The sequence below is a fragment of the Veillonellales bacterium genome, from assembly GCA_039680175.1.
Lineage (GTDB): Bacteria > Bacillota > Negativicutes > JAAYSF01 > JAAYSF01 > JBDKTO01.
The window spans coordinates 1-20,245 of the sequence record JBDKTO010000075.1; the positions used below are offsets into that span (position 1 = coordinate 1).

Annotated in this window: 21 protein-coding genes; 14 read left to right on the forward strand and 7 right to left on the reverse strand. The window is 39.5% G+C overall.

The features are described from left to right. From ABFC84_13335 to ABFC84_13395, 13 genes are all read left to right on the forward strand, one after another. The coding region (locus tag ABFC84_13335) for a hypothetical protein (protein MEN6413722.1) at nucleotides 1-947 on the forward strand (947 nt) is incomplete at its 5' end. 11 nt (nucleotides 948-958) lie between these two features. Beyond that, nucleotides 959-2,107: a major capsid protein gene (locus ABFC84_13340; GenBank protein MEN6413723.1), complete on the forward strand. Its 1,149-nt coding sequence runs from the start codon at nucleotides 959-961 to the stop codon at nucleotides 2,105-2,107. A gap of 63 nt (nucleotides 2,108-2,170) precedes the next feature. Further along, entirely contained in the window at nucleotides 2,171-2,425 is a 255-nt protein-coding gene (locus ABFC84_13345; protein MEN6413724.1) for a hypothetical protein, read from the forward strand. 21 nt (nucleotides 2,426-2,446) lie between these two features. Further along, nucleotides 2,447-2,800: a hypothetical protein gene (locus ABFC84_13350; protein MEN6413725.1), complete on the forward strand. Its 354-nt coding sequence runs from the start codon at nucleotides 2,447-2,449 to the stop codon at nucleotides 2,798-2,800. Further along, on the forward strand, nucleotides 2,788-3,111 hold the full coding sequence (locus ABFC84_13355) for a hypothetical protein (protein ID MEN6413726.1): 324 nt from the start codon (nucleotides 2,788-2,790) through the stop codon (nucleotides 3,109-3,111). The genes ABFC84_13350 and ABFC84_13355 overlap by 13 nt, the downstream gene beginning before the upstream one ends. Then, on the forward strand, nucleotides 3,111-3,599 hold the full coding sequence (locus ABFC84_13360; GenBank protein MEN6413727.1) for a hypothetical protein: 489 nt from the start codon (nucleotides 3,111-3,113) through the stop codon (nucleotides 3,597-3,599). Before ABFC84_13355 ends, ABFC84_13360 begins: the two co-directional genes overlap by 1 nt. Continuing rightward, nucleotides 3,596-3,997, forward strand: coding sequence for a hypothetical protein (locus ABFC84_13365; protein ID MEN6413728.1), 402 nt, complete (start codon nucleotides 3,596-3,598; stop codon nucleotides 3,995-3,997). The genes ABFC84_13360 and ABFC84_13365 overlap by 4 nt, the downstream gene beginning before the upstream one ends. 113 nt (nucleotides 3,998-4,110) lie before the next feature. Beyond that, entirely contained in the window at nucleotides 4,111-4,605 is a 495-nt protein-coding gene (locus ABFC84_13370) for a hypothetical protein (GenBank protein ID MEN6413729.1), read from the forward strand. 86 nt (nucleotides 4,606-4,691) lie between these two features. Beyond that, the gene (locus ABFC84_13375; protein MEN6413730.1) at nucleotides 4,692-5,156 is read left to right on the forward strand and encodes a hypothetical protein; all 465 of its coding nucleotides are present in this window, start codon (nucleotides 4,692-4,694) and stop codon (nucleotides 5,154-5,156) included. 216 nt (nucleotides 5,157-5,372) lie between these two features. After that, the gene (locus tag ABFC84_13380; protein ID MEN6413731.1) at nucleotides 5,373-9,266 is read left to right on the forward strand and encodes a hypothetical protein; all 3,894 of its coding nucleotides are present in this window, start codon (nucleotides 5,373-5,375) and stop codon (nucleotides 9,264-9,266) included. Nucleotides 9,267-9,277: 11 nt separating this feature from the next. Continuing rightward, nucleotides 9,278-9,916 (forward strand): hypothetical protein, encoded by a 639-nt coding sequence (locus tag ABFC84_13385; protein ID MEN6413732.1) that lies wholly within the window; start codon nucleotides 9,278-9,280, stop codon nucleotides 9,914-9,916. A 10-nt stretch (nucleotides 9,917-9,926) separates the two neighbouring features. Next, entirely contained in the window at nucleotides 9,927-10,289 is a 363-nt protein-coding gene (locus tag ABFC84_13390; GenBank protein MEN6413733.1) for a hypothetical protein, read from the forward strand. Nucleotides 10,290-10,291: 2 nt separating this feature from the next. Next, nucleotides 10,292-14,926 (forward strand): hypothetical protein, encoded by a 4,635-nt coding sequence (locus ABFC84_13395; protein MEN6413734.1) that lies wholly within the window; start codon nucleotides 10,292-10,294, stop codon nucleotides 14,924-14,926. A 31-nt stretch (nucleotides 14,927-14,957) separates the two neighbouring features. On the opposite strand, the gene ABFC84_13400 is transcribed toward ABFC84_13395, so the two are convergent. Continuing rightward, complete coding sequence (locus ABFC84_13400) at nucleotides 14,958-15,950, reverse strand: hypothetical protein (GenBank protein ID MEN6413735.1); 993 nt, start codon at nucleotides 15,948-15,950, stop codon at nucleotides 14,958-14,960. Between the two features lie 98 nt (nucleotides 15,951-16,048). Between ABFC84_13400 and ABFC84_13405 the strand changes: the two genes are divergently transcribed. Beyond that, on the forward strand, nucleotides 16,049-16,729 hold the full coding sequence (locus tag ABFC84_13405; protein ID MEN6413736.1) for a hypothetical protein: 681 nt from the start codon (nucleotides 16,049-16,051) through the stop codon (nucleotides 16,727-16,729). Between the two features lie 32 nt (nucleotides 16,730-16,761). Here the strand turns inward: ABFC84_13405 and ABFC84_13410 are convergent, their stop codons facing one another. From ABFC84_13410 to ABFC84_13435, 6 genes are all read right to left on the reverse strand, one after another. Next, entirely contained in the window at nucleotides 16,762-17,406 is a 645-nt protein-coding gene (locus ABFC84_13410) for an antA/AntB antirepressor family protein (GenBank protein ID MEN6413737.1), read from the reverse strand. Between the two features lies 1 nt (nucleotide 17,407). After that, complete coding sequence (locus ABFC84_13415; GenBank protein ID MEN6413738.1) at nucleotides 17,408-17,749, reverse strand: hypothetical protein; 342 nt, start codon at nucleotides 17,747-17,749, stop codon at nucleotides 17,408-17,410. A gap of 499 nt (nucleotides 17,750-18,248) precedes the next feature. Beyond that, on the reverse strand, nucleotides 18,249-18,563 hold the full coding sequence (locus ABFC84_13420; GenBank protein MEN6413739.1) for a hypothetical protein: 315 nt from the start codon (nucleotides 18,561-18,563) through the stop codon (nucleotides 18,249-18,251). 31 nt (nucleotides 18,564-18,594) lie between these two features. Next, on the reverse strand, nucleotides 18,595-19,392 hold the full coding sequence (locus tag ABFC84_13425) for a recombinase family protein (GenBank protein MEN6413740.1): 798 nt from the start codon (nucleotides 19,390-19,392) through the stop codon (nucleotides 18,595-18,597). Between the two features lie 10 nt (nucleotides 19,393-19,402). Next, the gene (locus ABFC84_13430; protein MEN6413741.1) at nucleotides 19,403-19,603 is read right to left on the reverse strand and encodes a hypothetical protein; all 201 of its coding nucleotides are present in this window, start codon (nucleotides 19,601-19,603) and stop codon (nucleotides 19,403-19,405) included. Nucleotides 19,604-19,742: 139 nt separating this feature from the next. Further along, nucleotides 19,743-20,066, reverse strand: a complete 324-nt coding sequence (locus tag ABFC84_13435) for a hypothetical protein (protein MEN6413742.1) — start codon at nucleotides 20,064-20,066, stop codon at nucleotides 19,743-19,745. Nucleotides 20,067-20,245: the final 179 nt, after the last annotated feature.

Genomic DNA, 20,245 nt, shown 5'->3' on the forward strand with positions numbered 1-20,245 from the left:
TTGGCGGATTTATACCTGTCTTTAAATTAGTAAAGGCTAAGATAATGTCCGGCGGAAACCTCCCCACCGATATTGAGAAGGGTCTTTACCCTGTTGGTGCGCCGGTTGAAATTAATACAGCCGATCACACCGCAAAAATACTTCGTTATTTCGAGGTAAAAACAGAAGTAGCCGCAGACGCCACCGCTATTGTATTCAAGTACGGAGATGGGTATCCTACCCTTTTGGCTGCTGATAAGATTATGATTGCTCCGGCCTCCTATGCTTCTGTTGGCACCGCTATTACGGCTGGAACTGTTACTGTTGATGCAACAGCCGGAACGCAGTCTGTTGCTATTGCAGCTGGTACTTTTGGTGTTGTTCCTGTCGGGACTATTTTCGTTGAAGCTGCTGACGACACCGATATTGCCGCACATGTTTCTACCGCTACTCTGGAAGGAGCAGTAGGTCATACCTTGGTTTTGTCGCAACCTATTACGAAGAACCCTGAATTGATCAATGGCGTTGAAGTAAAACTCGTTCAGGGGTCTGCTGATACGTTGGCCGTTGCTTATTCGGGCGGAGTTATGACCATCACCCTTGCAAACACTACTGCAACCAAGAACACCGCCGCTCTTATTCAGTCCGCTATTCGTGCACTTGGAACAGTTGGTTTAATTGATTTTTCCGCTATTACAGCAACAGGCACCGATTGGTCAGAAGTTGGTACAACTATTACTAAAGGTCAGGTATTCTTTGCTGGTGGTATCGCTGCTTCCGGAGCTTCTGTGATGAAGGTAAAACCCAATGCACTTTTGGAAAACGACATTTATGTTGACGCAGACACTTTCGCTGCTACCGCAACAGGTGTTTATGCTGGCGATGTCTACGCAGAACGCATTAATTGGGCTGTTCCTGCCTGTGTTAAAGCCGCTTTGTCGCAAATATTCTTTGATAACTCCCTCTAAAATTATAAGCTATGATTACACGAGATAAAAATACTTATGATGTACTTGGGGCAGCATTAGGGGGAAGACCTTATCAGCTTTTCGTCGATGACATGTTCGCCACGAAGTATAACAACCCTGAGTTTGCACGCATATTCCCTTGGGGTATCCCTCAGATTGATTTCACATATGAACAAATGGAAGCTACCGTGGGGCTTATTCCTATGGCTACGATCGTTGATTACGATTCTCCGGCTCCGTTACGTGGAACGCAGGGGGCTTCTTTGAGTACCGGTTCTATTCCTCGGATGAAACACGGGTTTGTGATTAACGAGAAGGAAATTCGCACCCAGATGGTACTTGTACAACAGGGGGCAAATATCAATCTTCCCGCATTGCAGAAAATCCTTTTCAATAGTACCGATAACCTGATTGGAGGTAACTATATGAGGCTTACTCATATGGCATTGGAAGCAGAGTCTACCGGGGCATACGTTGTTAGTTCTGCAAACAACCCTGATGGTATCTCTTTGTCGTTTGATTTCAATGTTCCTGCTACAAATAAGAAAAAGTGCGGTTTTGGAACCTATGGAACAAAATACGCATGGTCTAATGACTTGGCAAACCCAATCGGTGACCTTCAAGACTTGGTTCAATTTGCTGACGACAACTTCAAGGCATATGGGGTAATCCGTATGTCTAAGCCTACTTGGAGAAAATTTATTGCACAGAAAACCGTTCGTGAACGGGTTTATCTGGGACAGGGCTATATTAATATCAGTGATATGCCAACCGGCTGGCAGCCTTTGGAAGATCAGGTGCGTGGATTGCTTGCTAGACTTAGCTTGCCTCCGATCGAAGTAGTTGATTCTATTTGTGCTACTGAAAAGTACGACAAAGCAACGAAAAAACTGGTTTGGACTCAGACTAAGCCTTTTGCCGATGACGTAGTTCTTCTTCGTCCTGCCGGGGCTATTGGTGAGACCAAATGTGCAGTTCCCATTATCATTCCTGATCCTGCCGCAAGACAGGCTACGTTTGATGGTGGTCGTACATTGCTGATCCAGACATTTGACGCTGAAATGAAAACTCAGAAGATTCAGTCTGAATTGACCGCACTTCCTGTTTTGTCGAAACCTAAACAGATGATCTACTTGGACGTTGCTCACGTAGCCGATTAATCAAATTCTTCATATGGGATAGGTTCTATAGCCTATCCCTTTTAAGAACATTAGCCAAAAAATATGAAAGCGAATATTGTTGGAGAAATTAGATCAATGCAAGCCGAAATTGATAGTTTGGAAAGAGGACTTGAGGTAATTCTTTTAAATCTATTAAAACCAGGTGCAATTACACTGAAAGGTGATAATGAAAGAATAAGTTTTGCTGTAAAAAAGATTATTGAGTTACAGAAGAAAGCTGGAGTCTACCCAGAAAAAGAATATGGAGATAGGGTTAAAAGTTTTGCAACGCCCCTGCACTACACTCCTGATAAATAACAAAAGTAAAAACATTAGCCTATGACCGTCACAGAATATCTTAAAGGGAAAGTAGCTTTCGAAGTATCAGACGAAGCGATAAGTACAACGTTAATAGACCGAGAAATAGGGGAAGATATTGACGCAAGTACTTTGACTGTAAGGCAAAAGGAACTTCTGTTTGCTGACCTTCTTTATTGGGGGTCAACCAAAGCTTCGTCCACTACAGGAGAGAAACAATCTCACGGCGGGTTTTCGGTCACAGGTAAAAGTGAAACATTTCGCAGCCCTAAAGATTGGCTTATTGAAGCTAATAGAATCTATCGCAAGTACGGTGATCAGAAATATGTATCACAATCAACAATAACAAGTGTAAGTGAACTATGGCAACGATAAAGGAATTTCCATATAGTATGACCATCACAAAGACCATAATTGATGATAGTGTGTACCCACCTACTTCAAGTACGGTCACAATTTTGTCAACTATTTGTGATATTTCAGCACCGTCAGACGGTAAAAGTGACGGAGTATTAACTGCTGATTATTCTGTATGGATACCTAAAACAACCGTATTGCCAAAGCTTCAAAGGGGAACAACTTGTGAGATTGAATTTAACATAGCCGATAAAAGAACGGTAACTATTGTAAATGTATATCCCGGACAATTAGGACATAGAATAGATGTAAAGGAGGTTGACAATTAATGAAAGCAAAGTTAATAGCAGATAAAGCAAATGCACAGATCATAGCAAAGATTAAAGAACAGGTTCTTGAAATTTTTATGCGTGACCATCTGGATTCATTTAAAAATCTGGGACGTGCTGCTTTAAAATATGCTGTTGCCAATGCGAATTTACGCTGGCAAGACTATACCGGAAACTTACAAGATTCATTAGGCTTTGGAATATTCATGGATGACACCCTGATTTATTGGGAAGACCTAAAAGAAAAGAAATATGAATGGGCTTTACCGGGAGGTCGTGTTCCTAACCACGATATGCCCCCCATTGGCGCACAAAAGGCATTACAAGCAATTTATGACGGTCAGACACTAGGTTCAGGCATTCAATTGGTTGTTGTCGCCGGTATGGATTACGCAATGAACGTCGAAGCAATTAACCAGCATCAAGTATTAACCGGATCACTTCAATTCACCGAAGAAAACTGGTCACAATATTTCAGGAAGCTATGATAAACAAGAATTACAACATAACGAAGATTGAAGGTGTATTGTGGAATCTTTGCAAGACTACTCTTGGTAGTTCTATGAAGGTATATGCCGGGAATAGACCTGCATCTGTTGAAACATCTTTGACAAGTTTTTGTGTAGTTGCAGTTCCGGGGAATATTACGGATTTAGACGCATTTGGCAGAGGATATGTGACCATCTATATTTATGCGAAAGATTTAACAGGAGGGATAAAAAACGGAGCAGTATTAAGCCAGCTTCACGACTTACTTATCGCAGCTTTACCCTATTCAGATGCAGATTATTTCATAGACTTTTCAAGTGAAGCAAGCTTTAATGATAGCACAGGATTTCATATTCTGGCTATCAACATGATACTAAAAACAAAGAGAATATTATAAGGGCAAAACCCTAAAAAATATACGCACAAACCAAAGTAATTAACAATTAAAACGCAGAAAAAATGGCAACATTAACACCGACCTTAACCCCCAAAGCAACTGACGCTGTTCCTATGTATGGGCAGAGCGGTATCTATTGGTGTGATACAAGGGCACTCGTAGCCGCTGGTACCACATGGACTCAGATCGCAACCGTATTGGAGGGGACGGTCAATATTTCAGAAAGTGAGGCGGGGATGACGCCTATTAGCGTGGAGGAAATAGACACTCCCCTAGTTATCATCTATGGGGCTAATGGCCCGACTACCTATACAGCTGACATTCCGGACTTGTCTTCGGATGTTGTAGCGTCTCTTTTCGGAGCCGTTGCGGACGTAACGAATACCAACGTTTACAGAGAGCCGGATGCTAAGGCAGAAAAGTCAGGTATGTTTTTGTATGTACCGAAGTCTGGCCCTAAACTGTGCTTTACCAACGCAAAGCTGAAAGCAAACAAGAATGGTAATCCGTCGAAAACTGGAACCATGAACATTCATGTTCAGGTTGTTGCACAAGAAGGAGGCGATGGAGTAGCTGCTGAATCTACCGGCGTTATGTGGATTTACTAAGGGTGATTTCGAACTTCATATTAAGGCTAATGTCTAAAGGGGATGGGTTTTGTCCCGTCCCCTTTCTTTTTAAAAACTGACCATCTATGTTTAAAGAAGCAAGTTTAAAAGCACAAAAGAAGCAAGGGGATTTACTGTTAGATAAGTCAACCATAGTACCAATAGGTAAGTATACCTACAAAATAAGATATATGAGGACATATACCAATGCCTTAATATCGAGCCTTATGGTTGATGTAAAAATAGCAACAAGTGATATTCCCCGGACAATCGGATTAATGAAAGAAGGAACAAGGCTTCATGCGAGAATTGCCGCATATGGCTTGCTTTGCACTTGGTTAAAAATAAAGCTTTTCCATTGGGTTTATTGGCGTATTATCTGGATTAGACATGACGAGCAAGAAATTAACCAGCTAATGTCTGCCGTTATAGAAAAAATGGGTGTCGGCTTTTTTTTTCTGACTACCGAGACAACCGAGAATCTCAATTCATTGATGAGGAAGATGACAAAGACAGAAGCTCAATCGCTTTCCCTTCCAGAACAGAAATAGGCGTTATGGCCGCCTTTATGGAGAAGTTTCACGTTAGCCGAAGAGAGTACATGTATAAAATGCCGAAACCTCTAATAACCCTAATGGCCTTAGATTCAGCGAAGGTCATGTATGGCAAATTGAAGCCCTACACCGACGAAGAATACAAAAAGGTTAGCGAGATAAACTCAACTATGACCGTCCAAAAATTCACAATGTCCGAAATAGATAAACGACATGGCAGAAAATAATTTAGGTTCATTACATTATAGTCTAAACATAGATTTAGACCCACGCACTCTTGCTAAAATACAGGACGAGTTGGATAAGATTGAAACCATCAAGAGGTTTGGTAGTGGTGGCGGTAATACAAGCGGTGGCGGCGGTTCTTCTACTCCAAAGGAAAACGACGGTCTGGAAAAGCAAAAACAATTATACGAAGAAATTAATAAGCTTATTCAGCAATCAACGGGTGCCTCAAGCGAAAAAGCTGAGCAGATAGTCAGAGAACAAATGGCTTTGGCTGAACTAAAGAATCAAAGGGAACTATTAAATCAAGCAGAAAAAGCGGGAGCGGTAAGTACTGAACAATCAATAAAACTAAGGGGAGAAATAGCGGAGAAAGAGAATCAACACCGGATCGCATTAAACGAACTTAATTTTGAGATTAGGAATGAAATAAAAACAAACAATGCTGCGTCCGGATCAATGGATGAACTTTCGCAGAAGCTTATAGAAATGAAGCTAAGATTTAAGGGCATGGCCGAAGAAGTAAGAAATAGTTCTGTTGGTCAAGCGTTAATGAAAGACATTCAGCAGGCAGATGCAAAAATAAAAATCCTTGATGCAAGTATAGGCAATTATCAGCGAAATGTTGGTGATTATGCTTCTGGTATGTATGGGTTAACTTATTCCATACAACAAGTAGCAAGAGAGCTTCCAAACATAGCGATTTCTCCGCAAATGTTTATCATGGCAATTTCAAACAACTTGCCAATTTTACAGGATGAATTAAGACGTGCATCCAAGGCATATAAAGAGCTAATTGAGCAACATAAAATAGGGCTTAATCTTAATCAAAAGGCAATTCCTGTAGGGAAGCAAATTGTAAAATCTATATTTTCTTGGCAAAGTGCGCTGGTTGCGTTAATTACAGTAGCTACAATTGGGATAGATAAAATTTTTGATTTTATTGGCGAGACATGGAATGCCGTAAAGGGAGTTGACGCATCAAAGATAAGCCACGATGCACTTACAGGATCTATAAAAAAAGGGAACAAGGCGGCTCAGGAGGAAATAACACAACTTAAATTATTGTATTTAGCCGCAACAGATAAATCCAGATCGGATAGAGATAGGGCTGCTTCGGCAGATGAGATATTAAAGAAATACCCAGACCTTCTAAAAAATTACACACAAGAACAAATACTGACAGACAAGGCGGCGGAAGCCCATAAAAGATTAAGAGAAGAAATATTGAATGCGGCACAATCAAAGGCTGCATTTGAAACAATTACAGAGAATTATCGGAAGATAGCAGAACAACAAGAGAAAATAAACAAGGGCGGCACCTTTACAGGAAAGGCAATAAGAACAATGCCCGGACTAGGTGGTTTTGTGGGAGATATTATTTCTGCCCAAAAAACAATAGACGGGCTTACGGATGCGAATGAAAAATTATTTGAATCATTCAAGCAAACCGAAAATGACCCTTATGGAATAAAGGCTGCTTCCAGAGAGTTTGAAATATATTCTAAACTACAATCAACTGAAACAAAAAACGTGTTTGATCAACGGTCTTCTTTTATTTCTAAAGACACAAAAACATATGAAGCGTGGTTGAAAAAACAAATTAACGAATACAAAGACAACGTAGACGCAAAAATAGAATTAGAAAAAGAACTTTCAACTATTCAAAATAAGATAAAAAAACAGCCTTCTGAAAAATTTGTTGATACTGAAAAACAATCACGTGACCGTCAGAGAGAAGCAAGGGACATTGAATATGCTATTTCTCAGGCTGGAATTGACGCAATGGAAGAAGGAAGCAAGAAAAAATTAGCGCAAATGGAGTTAAACCACAAGCGTGAAATGGACATGCTTAACAGAGAAAGAGAAGATCAAATACAAAAAATAGTTGATAATGCAAGAGCTGTATTTAATGCTGATCCCAAGAATAAAGGAAAGAAATTTAACTCAACGGGGACAGGATTGTCAGGAGAAGAAGAATCTGGATTTAACTTACAAAGGACTGCTACGCTGGAAAAACAAAAGGCAGAAACGGTCAAGTTTTATGATGATTTGTTAAAAAAATATCAGAATTACGCAAATGCAGTAAAGGAGATAAACAAAAAATACGGAGAAGAGAGAGATATACTTAAAGCAAACAAAGCGTCTAATGAGGTTCTTGCAGAAATTGACCGTCAAGAGAATGAGGCAATTAAAAAAATAAGCGAAGAATACGCTATGCGTAGTGATTCTTATAAGGAATGGCTTGACGGCATAGCTAATATGGCACTAGAGTCTATTCTTGACGAATTGGCCGCAGCGCAAAAAGCGTTGTCTTTGTCTGAAATATCCGCTGGGAATAAAAAAACAGCACTTGCAGGCGGATTAGTAAAAGGAAGCAAAGAAACTTCTTATGATTCAGAACAAAATACGCAAACGCAAGCTGAATTAAGAGCCAAAATTGAAGAGTTAAAGAAAAAAGTACAAGACCTGACCATCCAGAGAAATAAGAAAGAATCAAAAAATACAAAAAATGCAGTAGAAGACTGGAAGGAATTACAAACAGCGTTGAATGAAATAAATCAAGAGTTTAACGAAATAGGAGATTCTATAGGCGGGGCTGTTGGTGAAATAATATCTAAAGCAGGAGAGTTTAGTACCTCTGTCATAAAAATGATTGAGGGCATTACTGCGTTGACTGATGGTTCTATATTGGCAATGGAAGGAACATCAAAAGCGGCTACAAATGCAATAAGAATGGTAGAAACTGCATCTGTTATTCTTGCTATTATCGCTGCTGCTATGCAAATAACAATGGCTATTGTAAATGCTCTTAGCGGAAAATCAAAAGCAGAAAAAGATACCGAACGGTTGCAGGCTATTTCTGAAAACATAAGTGATATTAATGAGGCAATCAACAAACAACTTGAAAAAAGAATAGACCTGATAGAAGAAGCAACAGCGGCAGAAGCAAAGTATCTAGACACTATAACACAAGATCAGGTTGAGACACAAAAAAATTACATTATTAAGCAATTAGGCTTATTGTCTGGTACTGAAATATTAGGCTTAAAGGGTAAAAATAATGACCTAGACCTCAATGAACTCATGGAAATGATGGGTTTGTCCACCTATAAAGAGTTTATTGACTGGTGGAACGGAGGCGGGTATCGGGAGTTGTTGGCAGAAGGATATACTATAACAAACAAAGATTCTTGGGATGAAATAATTGATTCATGGAATAACTTAACAGATGCGGCAAAAGATTCGGCTGAGGCCATGCAGGAATCAATAACCGGGATATCTTTTGATAGCCTAAAAGACAGCTTAGATGACCTTATAACAGATGTTGATACAACATTTTCAGATATAGCAGATTCTTTTGAAGATCATATGTCTCAGGCTGTATTAAACTTTATTAAAAAGACATATCTGAACGACCAACTTAAGTTATGGTATGCTCAGTTTGAAGAATACATGAGCAACCAAGGCAAAGATGAAAATCCGCTAACAATACAAGAAGCTGACGCATTACGCAAGGCCTATCAAGAAGCATATAATGAAGCACAGAAAAGATATGATGCCGCTGCGTCTGTTATTGGAATAGATAAAAAAGAAAGCGAGTCGGCATTATCGCAAGCTATAAAAGGTATTCAAGAATCGAATCCAGGACTTATTGAAGCTTATCTGAATACTATCCGGGAGATGGTCATAGCACAGAAAATAGGAGGTGAAAATCTTCTGTCGGTAGCGCAAGCATCACAGCATATTCAGAGTCAGGCTTTGTCTGAATTGCAGGCAATTAATAGCAACACATTGGCGATGGTCAATGCCTTTAAGTCTGTTATGGCTACATCAAAAAGTGATATAGGTGGCTATTCTTTGAGGGTTACAGCAATTTAAAATAATAGATTATGCAAAGTAATTTTTACATACAAAAAGGATCAGATGCAGCAAGGGATTTATTTGCTGAATACGGGATATTGGTTAATTCTACTTTGGGATTGACTGACCTTCCGTCCACCAAAGAATTATTTTCAAGAGATTGGTCAGACAAACAGGGGCTAGATACCTATATCCCGTATAAAACAATCTTCAAAGACAAAGAAGTAAAGATAACCGTAAGCTTTCTTTCTGATACCGGACGGTCACAATTTAATGCTTTTCTAAAGTACATTATCTGTCCGGCAGCAAGTCAATTTACTAACGAACCAAGGGATGGTGTCTTCCAGTTTTGGAGTGACTATAGGAAGACCGGTGCCAGATTAAAGTACATGTCCATAGAATATGTGACAGAAAGGTACAGGTTTAATGATAACTATATCTATGCAATCATTACATGCCAGTGTGTGAACGGACTAAGCTTTGGTTATGCAAAGACAGGGGCTTATTCAAGTACCGCAACTTTTACTATTAAATCAGGGGAAAGCATTGACGTTTATTATTCAGGCGGGACTAAAGACCTGAACAAAACCGAAACTTTCACAAAGGCGAACTTTAGTTTTTGCATAGTCAATCCTTCTTCTTTGGATGCAGTAGAAATAACCAATTAAAAACCTAGTCATGGCAATATATAAAGGCGAGTCTTTAAAGGTCATTTTTACGGCCTACAATGAATCGGGGGCAACGGTTGATACAAGTGCTTACACAAAGGCTGTAAATGTGTTTACGGACTATTCAGAGGCCATTTTGCCTACGGTGACCGTCATCGACACAAACAGCTTTAGCATATCGCTTTCTCCAACAGAAACATTGGCTATGGTAAAAGGGGAATTAATAGCCGTGGTTTCTTTTACCTTATCCGGGACGGTCAGGTTATGCCGGGTAAAAATAGGTGATTTAATTGACCCAGCCGAAGAGGAAGGGGCTTCCGGCATAAGCATAGATAGCGGAATTATAGATATTCCATTAACCTTTAAATCATAATTATGGAACTAATCATATACGATAAATCAGGGGTTCAGATTTCGTCAACTCGTGAATTTAATTATTCAGCCGAGGCAATGGGCGAAAAGAATATTAACTTGACGATCAATTCTCCAGAAAAGATTGATTTCACGCCTTTCTGTTACGTGACCTTCAAAGGAGAAAACTTTTATTTGCAATCAGAAAGTCCAAGCAAAAGAACTTCGGCCAGCGGATATAAAGGAGATGCATTACAATATAACCTGACCTTCAAAAGCAAACAAACCGACCTGGTTAACTGTGATTTTCTGGATCATTTGTTGGGTGCAGAAACATACTATTCAGGGATGGGAGATTTCTCTTTCTTCGGAGATGTTTATGACCTTGGAAGGCGCATTCAGGCTAATCTTAACATGGAGGGCAACGGTTGGGTTGTAAAGATGCCTAAGGCTGGCTATACAGACCCTCAATCAGTTTCCGGTATTGGTGTGTCGCAAAGGACATTAAACTCAGAAACGAAACAAATAACCGTATCCGATGAAAATTGCTGGAATGCCCTGACAAGAGCATTTAGTGATTTTGGATTTAATTTTTACTTAGATACCACAAATAAAATTATTTATATCGGAGTAACTTATCCGGAATTAAGGGTTAGTGACGATCCTGTTGTTTTTGAATATGGCTCAAAAAAGGGATTATATGAAATTAACCGGGAAATAAATGCTGATGGTCTGATCACACGACTTAGAGCATATGGTTCCGAGAAAAACATACCTTCAGGATACATGAGTAGTGGGAAAAGAGTAGTTTCAAGACTACAATTACCCTCGTATCGAACTACGCAATCAACCTCCTCTCCCGTTGATTATATTTTAGCAAGTCAGGCCATAATTGATTATTATGGAATAAGGCCGGGAAAGAAAAATTTTGATGAAATCTACCCCACTATAGAAAACATAACAGACTCTAATGGGCACAGAATAGATTCAATTTATGCAGTAGAAGAAATAATTGATACGATTGATGAAAACGGAGATTACGTGCAACCTTCATTTTGGATTTCTTTATACGATATGGGCTTTGATATTAATCAATTGCCGGTTTCGGAAGAGGCGACCATCACAATGAAGTCTGGTCTTTGTGGAGGTATTGACTTTAAAATAGTCGAAGCAAAGGCGGTTGCTGAACCCGGAGAAGGAGAAGATGACCCTTATGGGTATGTTAACGGGGTGAGGTGGAGATATAAGCTAGAAAAAAACAGTTCATATTCATCCAATTATGTTTTACCGTCAGGTAGTAATTTAATTGCAGCCGGTGATACTTTTTCTCTGATTAATATTTCTATTCCCGATACATATGTTATTTCGGCAGAGCAAAAATTATTAGAAGCAGCACAAGCATATTTATTGAAGAACTGCAAGAGCAAGATAAGTTATACGGTGAATTTGGATGAAATTTACATGGCTAATAATCCGTTGGTTGAGCAAATTCTAAGGGAAGGAAGAAATGTTAAAATTATTGACAACGATCTAGGTGACACGACTGATGATAATGGTGTTAGTTATTATACAATCAAGTCCATACAAAGCCTGACCATCAGATATCAGACAGATAAAATTTTACCTACATATACTATAACTTTAGCTGAAGGACTTATTGCCGGGTTAATCAATAGAATACAAAACGAAATAGAAGGTACAAAAGAAAATGTAAATTTAACGGTAATCCAAAATAGCCAAGACAGGAGAAATGCGGTAAGAAATACAAGAAACCTTAGGGCGCTAAAGAACTACACCTATGATCCTGACGGTTATTTTGATACAACAAGACTAAAGCCATTAAGCATTGAAACCTTATATCTCGCAGTTGGCGGGAAATCCGGTAATTTTTCAACAAATGGAGTAAAGACAAAGACTTATAATGACGGAGGTTATAAGGTAAATATTACCGCCGGGTTCGTAAATCACAGGGAAATTTGGTGGACGCCTGTACCGGAAGAAGGGCAAGATCCTCTTGATCCATTGCTGAGACCAGATTCGGGTTCAGAGAGGTATTCGTGGGCCATAAATAGCAATACCACTTTCACGATGACCGATGATACAAAGCCTTATTATGTCTTTGCAAGGTGTAGTCAAATAGAAGGAATAGGAGATTGGCTGGTAACAACCGAACAAAAAGCATATAAAGACAGCACTTACTACTATTTTGAATTCGGGAGCATTGAACTTCCGAGCGAAGGACGCAGAGATTTAGTACCAACTAAAGGCGCCTTTTTTGTTAGCGGCGGTCAGATATATGGAGATAACTTACAGTCCATAAACTACACTGAAGACAACACTAATCAAGGTTCAAAGTATGGTTTAAACGATGGAACAATAAGGTTAGGAAATAATACAAAGGGGCTTGCCTATACTCTTGACGATGGTGTAAAGCTGTACGGGCCATTAGTAGTTGGCCCTGACGGAGGATCGTTCCCGATTGGTAGACCTAGAGGTGCTTATATTCCAGGAACACCTTACTACAAGGGCGACGAAGTGACTTATAGCGGCAGCACGTGGATGTATATAAATAATGTACCTTCCGACGAGGCTGTTGCTCCGGCACCTGAGGAGGGTGTTTACTGGCACTTGACAGCTGCAAAAGGAGACACAGGAAATACAGGCGCACCAGGTCTTAATGGCGCTGATGGCGAGGATGGAGCCGCAGGAGCAGATTCACGGTATTGTACCCTTGCCGCTGCCGCTATGGCTGTTAATTTCGACACGGCAGGAAACACACCTTCTCCGTCGTCAATCTTATTAACCGCTGTGGCCTATAACCTGGTTGGGACGGCTTATTATCAGTTTTTTGAGAATGACTCATCCCTCGGATCGCCTTCAACGACAAATACAAAGACCTTGTCATTAACCGGCAGGGTTTACATTGATATGCCCAGAAAGATCGAGGTTCAAGTCCGGGAAGGAAGCAGTATAGGGCCAATCGTTGCTCGCGACCAGATCTCAATTATCGGGATGAAAGCTGGTCAGAATGCGGTTCAGGGAATCATCGAGAATTCATCACATACAGTCCCATCCAGTTCCACAGGTGTTGTATCGAGCTATGCCGGTTCGGGAACAAAGATTCAGGTTTACGAAGGTGCAACGCTGCTGACATTTAACACCGTTTTGGCAGCCGGTCGCTTCGCAGTTGGAACACCTGTTGTTAGCCCAGCCGGGAAAATCACTGTCGGTGCCCGCAGCGGGTCCGGAACGACAATTTGCACCGTAGCGGATCACTCCGCGATGGACAACTCTACCGACCTGGTTACGATCACGTACCCCATCACAGCGAGAAAGGCAGACGGGACGGATGTGACCTTCAACCTGGTTCAGACAATCACAAAAAGCAAACAGGGAACTACCGGCGATCCTGGAACACCGGCACCTTATTATGAGTACCGGTATGCCGTCAATGGAAGCACGGTAGTCTATCCGGCTATTACGGTGACAGACCGCAACCCGGTAAATTATTCTATGGCAAAACCAGCAGTGGAAACAATGCAGACGCTTTGGTATACGATTGCAAAAGTTTCAGCGGACGGCTCTACATTATTGGAGAACTGGACAACTCCCGAAAAGATGGCCGTAAACAACAATGGATCATACAACCCGACTCCTGTTGATAGGGAAACATACAGTGGAACATCTTCTTATCACGGGGGAACCGATTATATCGATATAGTATATTCTGCTGGCAGGTTCTACTATGCCCGGATCGACGCCGGAAATATACCTACCGGCACAGCTCCGACCAATACCGCGTACTGGAACCCATTTGAGGCGAAAGTACCTAATATCGCAACCGGGTTACTACTTGCCGATTTGGCCTATATCAGGAATCTGGGAGTAAGGTACGTTAAGACGGCAGAGTCTGGGAAAAGAATTTTCATCGATGGAGACAACAATACAATGATCCTTTTTGATTCAGACGGAAACGAAACAGCACGGATAGACGACGATATCGATTCAGATCAGGCCGGTACTCCGCTTGGTGGGCTGAAAGCTCGTAACCCGATAACAGGAAAGGTAACCTATGTGACGGCGAACGGGGTATTTAACAACGGGTCTGGTGTGAGTTTTTTGTCTGCAACACTCGGAATAACGACAAACGCAAACCTCGTTGGGCTGCTTCAAACACGAAATAGTGATGCAAATGGATATTCCGCTGCCGTTGTCGGCGTAGATCAAACTACAAGCGGCAATTCGAAATCTTATGCTGGTTTCTTTCTTGGGAAGGTTAGAGGATCTACGGTAGTAGAATCTTTCATGAAAACACCATCTGATCGGGGGCTTTATGACCTGCCAGACTCAGATGCTACTCTTTCGTCAACATATAGTAGCGACAAGAAATACTTTTTCTGGGGTGGCGCTAAAACAGCAGGCAGAGTCTATAATCTACCAGACCCGGCAGATTATGAAGGCGGAGAAATAATATGGTTCGCAAACGGCAATGATTACCGTTCTGAACTTAAAGCAAGATATGGCGACACAATAAACGGCTATGCCTATAATGCAAGATGGTTTACTCTTAACGGCCCGACCGATTTTGTTGAGTTTATGAGCAACGGTTCAAATATGTGGAGAATTGTCAGAAGTGGTGGCGACAATGTTGTATTTTAAATTTATCACGAAAATATCACGCGCTGGAAAATCATTCAAGTAGTCCATACCCTAATACAGTACCATCTACACTACTCAGTTCACAAAAATGCATGCTAAGTATCGAGTATTCGTAGTGAAAAGACCCTGTTGTTTGATTATCTATAACTTTCGTGCGCTGCCTGCGATTATATTTTAAGACAATCCTTGCGTCTGATTCTGATGCTGAATAGAGGTCATAAGAAGTATTAGACGATTGAGAACTAACGACATTAAAAGGGAAGGTATTTTTTCTTATTTCAAACAAAGTTGTATTTGTGTGAAAATTTAAAGCCTTGTAGGTGTGATATACTAAATTATCCTCCTGTATCTCTGAATTGTAAATCATCTTTTCTGCACTGATCATCGCAAGCCCTGAATAAGTATTTATTCCGTTGCCCTTTTCATATTGCGATACGGGCCTACTCCAGATTAAAGAACCGGTTATTCCGATCATGTTAAATGCGATATTCCCATTTTGCCCCCATTCCTCGGCAATAAACCCATATTCATGTTTATATAAACGGTAATCGTTCTGCTCCTCCGACATTGCCATTCTTGATATTTCGGCTCCAGATGTAAAATCAAGAACCGACATGAAAGTATTATAATTCCAAGTTAAAGCTTTTGGACTGGGGTTATCGGTTGCATAAGAGCGAACAAATATTAAGTTACCGTCTATTTTCATAAGTGAGAACTTATTTGTATGCGAATACTTTTTACCACCGGCCCATTCTGCTAATACAAAACTAAATAATTCAGTGCCCGATCCGTCGTACTTCGCTACCCACGCAGCACTATCTTTCATTCCCCACACGAAAGTACAATTTAAGCTGTCTTTATAATCAGATATATACTGAATGTCTTCAGGGGAAGAAGCATCAAGCCCCCTTGTTCCTAAAAAAGACTCGACTTCGGGATTTATAGTAGATATTTGATCTTCATCATCGCTTTTCGCGCAAGATATAAACAAAAAGACAATCAAAGTAGTGATTATTGTTTTCATAATGGTATTTTTTAACAAATGTATAATTATCACATGCAATAAACAAGAACAATGGCCCAAATTTTTGACTATCTTTGATATAACAATTAAATATTTTTATGGAAGAACAAGAAAATAAGAGAAAAAGAGGTGAAAGAGGCCCGGCTATTATTAAAAAATTACAGGCAAAAAAGTTAGATAAAAAATCAGAAGAAAAGATAGACTACGGAGCTTGTATGTTATATCTTTTATTCGATAATAAAGATAAAGCATTTAGACATTCAGTAGGATGTGCAGCACCAGAAGCTCCAGGATTAGGTTCTATTTACTTTAAATCTCCCAAGAGGGAAAGAATGATGGTCACCGCAAGAGTTGACTTTGAAAAACTCTTGGCCCCTTTATTGGAAAAATATGCTAAAGAAAAGGGACTGTTTTATCCTTCCGAGGCCGTAAAGGAAAATAGTGAAGCAAAGTTCCAAGCAATCAGACGCAATTTAGACGCTAATCGGTGGACGAAAGATGACGTATTGGCAGAGTTAGCTATTATGGTTGATAACGCCACAAGTCAAAAAGAAAAGCTTGATGCATTAAAAGCCATTGCAGATATCGACCAGATGAAGAAGATTGAATTGAGCGAAGAAAAAGGTCTTCCATCGGTCGTAGTTTTGCCTGAAAAAGCAAACGCAACGGTATTTAATTATGAGGCATACTTTGACCCTCAAAAATTAAAGTACGTCAAAAAAGAGTTTGAAAAACGCAATTTGGAAGATCATTTCGAAATAACAGGCAAAGTAGTATAAATAAAAGAGGGGAATCAAGCCCCTCTTGTCTTTTAAAATGCCTCTTTAAAAACTGTCTCCAAAACTTTTCGTGGGTAGAGATTAACTTTCCCGAATCGAGGGTCTGGACATTGGTCGATCGGTATCCCCTCTTTTTTACATATTCTCGCTGCTTTTGCGCCAAGAAGTGACGCCATGCTTCGTGTGACCATCATTTTCTTTGTAGCGGCATATCCGGCAACAGCAAAATAATCTGGTAGTGTTGTAGACTTTGCCTCCAATTCAGTAACCTTAGTTTCTATTGCGTCCATTCTTTTATTTTGCTCCAACAAAAGCTGTGCGGACTGGACAAGAACTTCATATTGAGATAACGGCTTTGAAATTTGAACAAGCTTCCTTTCGCATTCAATAAAGTATTGGCGTGCAATCTTTCCGTTTTCACACCGGCTCATCATTGCCACTTCCTTTGCCGCGTCCATTGTTAGTGCATAATCAATAGATGGACGTCCTTTTGATTTATCGTCCTTAAGACGTAAAATCTGATAATCAGTATTTTGCGTAAAAAAGTCTTCAATATTAAGCTTGGCCCATTTTGCAAAATTGCTGCCATTATCGATACTCAGAAAAGAGTATAGCTCTCTTGCAGAAACAGCCGTTTTGCCGTCTTCGGTTTGTGTAATTTTAATTAATTCGTTCATGTTATTTTGATTTCGGTTGGTCGAATTTACCTGCTTTTAAGTCTTTTTTGATTCTTGCGCCAACAATTCGTAGCGGATCAATGTAGTCGTTGTAATCGCGGCTAAACATATCTTCCTTTAGTCTGTCAAACGCGTCTATCTCAACAACAAACAAAAGGATGTTGTTTTTAATGTTCTGCTCTATCTGTTTAGCTTTCTTTGTCTTTTCTAACTCATCTAGGAGTTGATCGATGTCACTTTGTGATACCATGCGGTTACTGTCCTTCGCCGGATTGGTTTGTCTTGATTTGAGCGCCATAAAAAAATAGATTAAAATTAAACAAAAAGGGATGGTCACTGACACTCAAAATTATACGAACTGTATAATAAGACTTCGGAACTTGCATCCGTATGCCATCCCCTATTTCCTTGTTTTGTCTTGGATTTGAAATACAATTCATTGTTCTTTAATTTTAAGTGTCGATACAAAGTTAAAAAACAATTTTTTAATATTCCAAATATTTTAACAGAAAAATTAATCAACTTAGAAAACAATGGGATATGGCATTTTATAACATGACCACAAAGTAACCTTTTCTGAGGATAGTTAAGTGATATATTTTTGCCAAATCTTCATCTGAAAGAGATGAGAATATCAGCTGAATAGTTCCTAAGGGTAAGTCGCAGTCAGAACAAAACAGCTTAAATAAGTCATTTCTCAATATTTTCTTCATACATTTGTCTGTATAATTTTCGTTAATAATTTTTATTAATCCCGGATGTGACCGCCAAATCTTATCCGGGGTATTTTATATTTGAAAAAACTCCGTGGGGATATCTCTAGATCATCAAAAATGAGGTCATTATGCCACCAGCACTAAATCCGACATAGTTATTAAACTTTCAGACCCATCGTATTCTTCAACACAAAAGGCCGTGCCGACAGGGAGCCAAAAGATTAGTAAATCCTCTGCGCCGCCACAATAGACATTCTCGATACCTAAATTTTCTTTTATCCAGTCTTCGTCAATCTCCTTTGTTCTGTTTTCCTCAACCATCTCGACCAATTTTGGACTAAATAAAAGTTCTTCGTGTTCTGTGTTCCATGAATACCACCCTGCCCCATATCCGGGAGAAACAAGAATGGCGACCTTTCCATCTCTAATAACCTTTTCCATTTTATTATAATTTTAAGTAAGATTTTTATATTTATTTTTCGTTTAATAACATTTCGTACGCTATATCCTCTTCTACCTTAAAAAGCCCTTCGTCTTCTGCTTTTGTGTTTAAAACAATCGACTTATCCTGACCATCAAAATGTTCAAATAGTCTCTTTACTTGTGTTATTCCATAAGAACATCCTTTACTTGTTTTATGTCCTACTTTGTTAAGTATAAGAGCTATTTCAGAATAACTTTTATGGTCACTTCTTAAATACTTAGCCATTTTATAAGACTCCTGTAAATTAGTATTAAGAAGAACTTTGCCGTGCTTGGAAAGTTTGATTGATTCTATTCTTTCTTTTTCGGCCTGCTTCTTTTCTGTGACCGTCTGCTTTTGTCCGTATAAAGGATTAGCCCTACCCTTTAACTTTCCAGATCGGGATAAAGCAAGCTTCGTTCTTATGCTTGTTTCAAAGCGTTCTTTTTCTGCAAATGCAAAGAATAGAGTAAGGGTAAACTTATCAGCGTTTCTTCCTACATTGCAGAAAAAAACTCCGGCGGGGGTCATTTCGTCTACTAAATCCAAGGCTTGTTGGGTATTTCTTAGACGGTCAGTCTTTGCGATTACTAAGATGTGACCATCATCCTTAGCAAGTTGTTTGGCTTTTTGTAGTTCCGGAAGGTAGTCTAAGTTTTTCCCTGAATGTACTTCTGTAAACCAGGCCATAATATTGTCTTCACCAACGTTATATTTTATGATTTCTTGTTGTGCATCCAGTCCTAAGCCTGACCGTCCTTGTTTTTTAGTACTTACTCTAAGGTAAGCTACATAAGTGTTGCTCATAGTGATTGGTTTATTTTGAAAAACCCTTGTGGGGGACAATATCGCCATTCCAATTAAGGCTAATTACCGGTAAAATACACAAGTCATTACCTTTAATTTTTTCTTTATTGTCAATTATTGCTTTAACGGCATCTTCCTCGCTCGAATAAACACCAGATAGCCCGGTGCTATATTTTGGCAATTCTAAAACCATCCTTTCCGTTGTTTCCATATGATATATTTTGGTACTGATATCTTGTATGTTTTTCGGCTGAAACAATATGTATATTCTATATTCCATTTTTGCTGATATTAATATTAAAAAACCCTATATCTGGTCAAATAAGGCCATTTTTAGCCTCTGTAATCAATTATCTTTGATTGGATGATAGTTTGTGTGTACTTTTGATAAAACGAAGCATGTCTATCTTTGTAGCCATACCTTCCATATTGCTGTCTTCGTGCAGGGCTTTGTTTGTGTTTTTATCAATAAGAATGCGGGATATCGGTTCAATGTGACCATCATTCGCCCTACAAACAATAAAGCATACTGCATCTAATACAGGGAGATTATTTAATGTTTCACGGGAACACCATTCAGTTGTTGATTTGTCAACATACCATTGATATCCATTTTCGGGATTAGTCCAGAATGGTTTTTCTCCATTATCCCAAGGCCACAAACTTATTTTCATAGATACTTTTTATCGGTTAATTCGGTAATAAAATGATTTATCGGCTATTTTGACCATCTGAAAAAACCTCCGGAGGGTATTGTTCCATCCATTTTTCAACTACTCTACATAAATCTTCAATAGGTTGTTTCATTTTTTTAGATCGGCAGTTATTTCTTGCTTTAAAAGGGTCTCCGGTT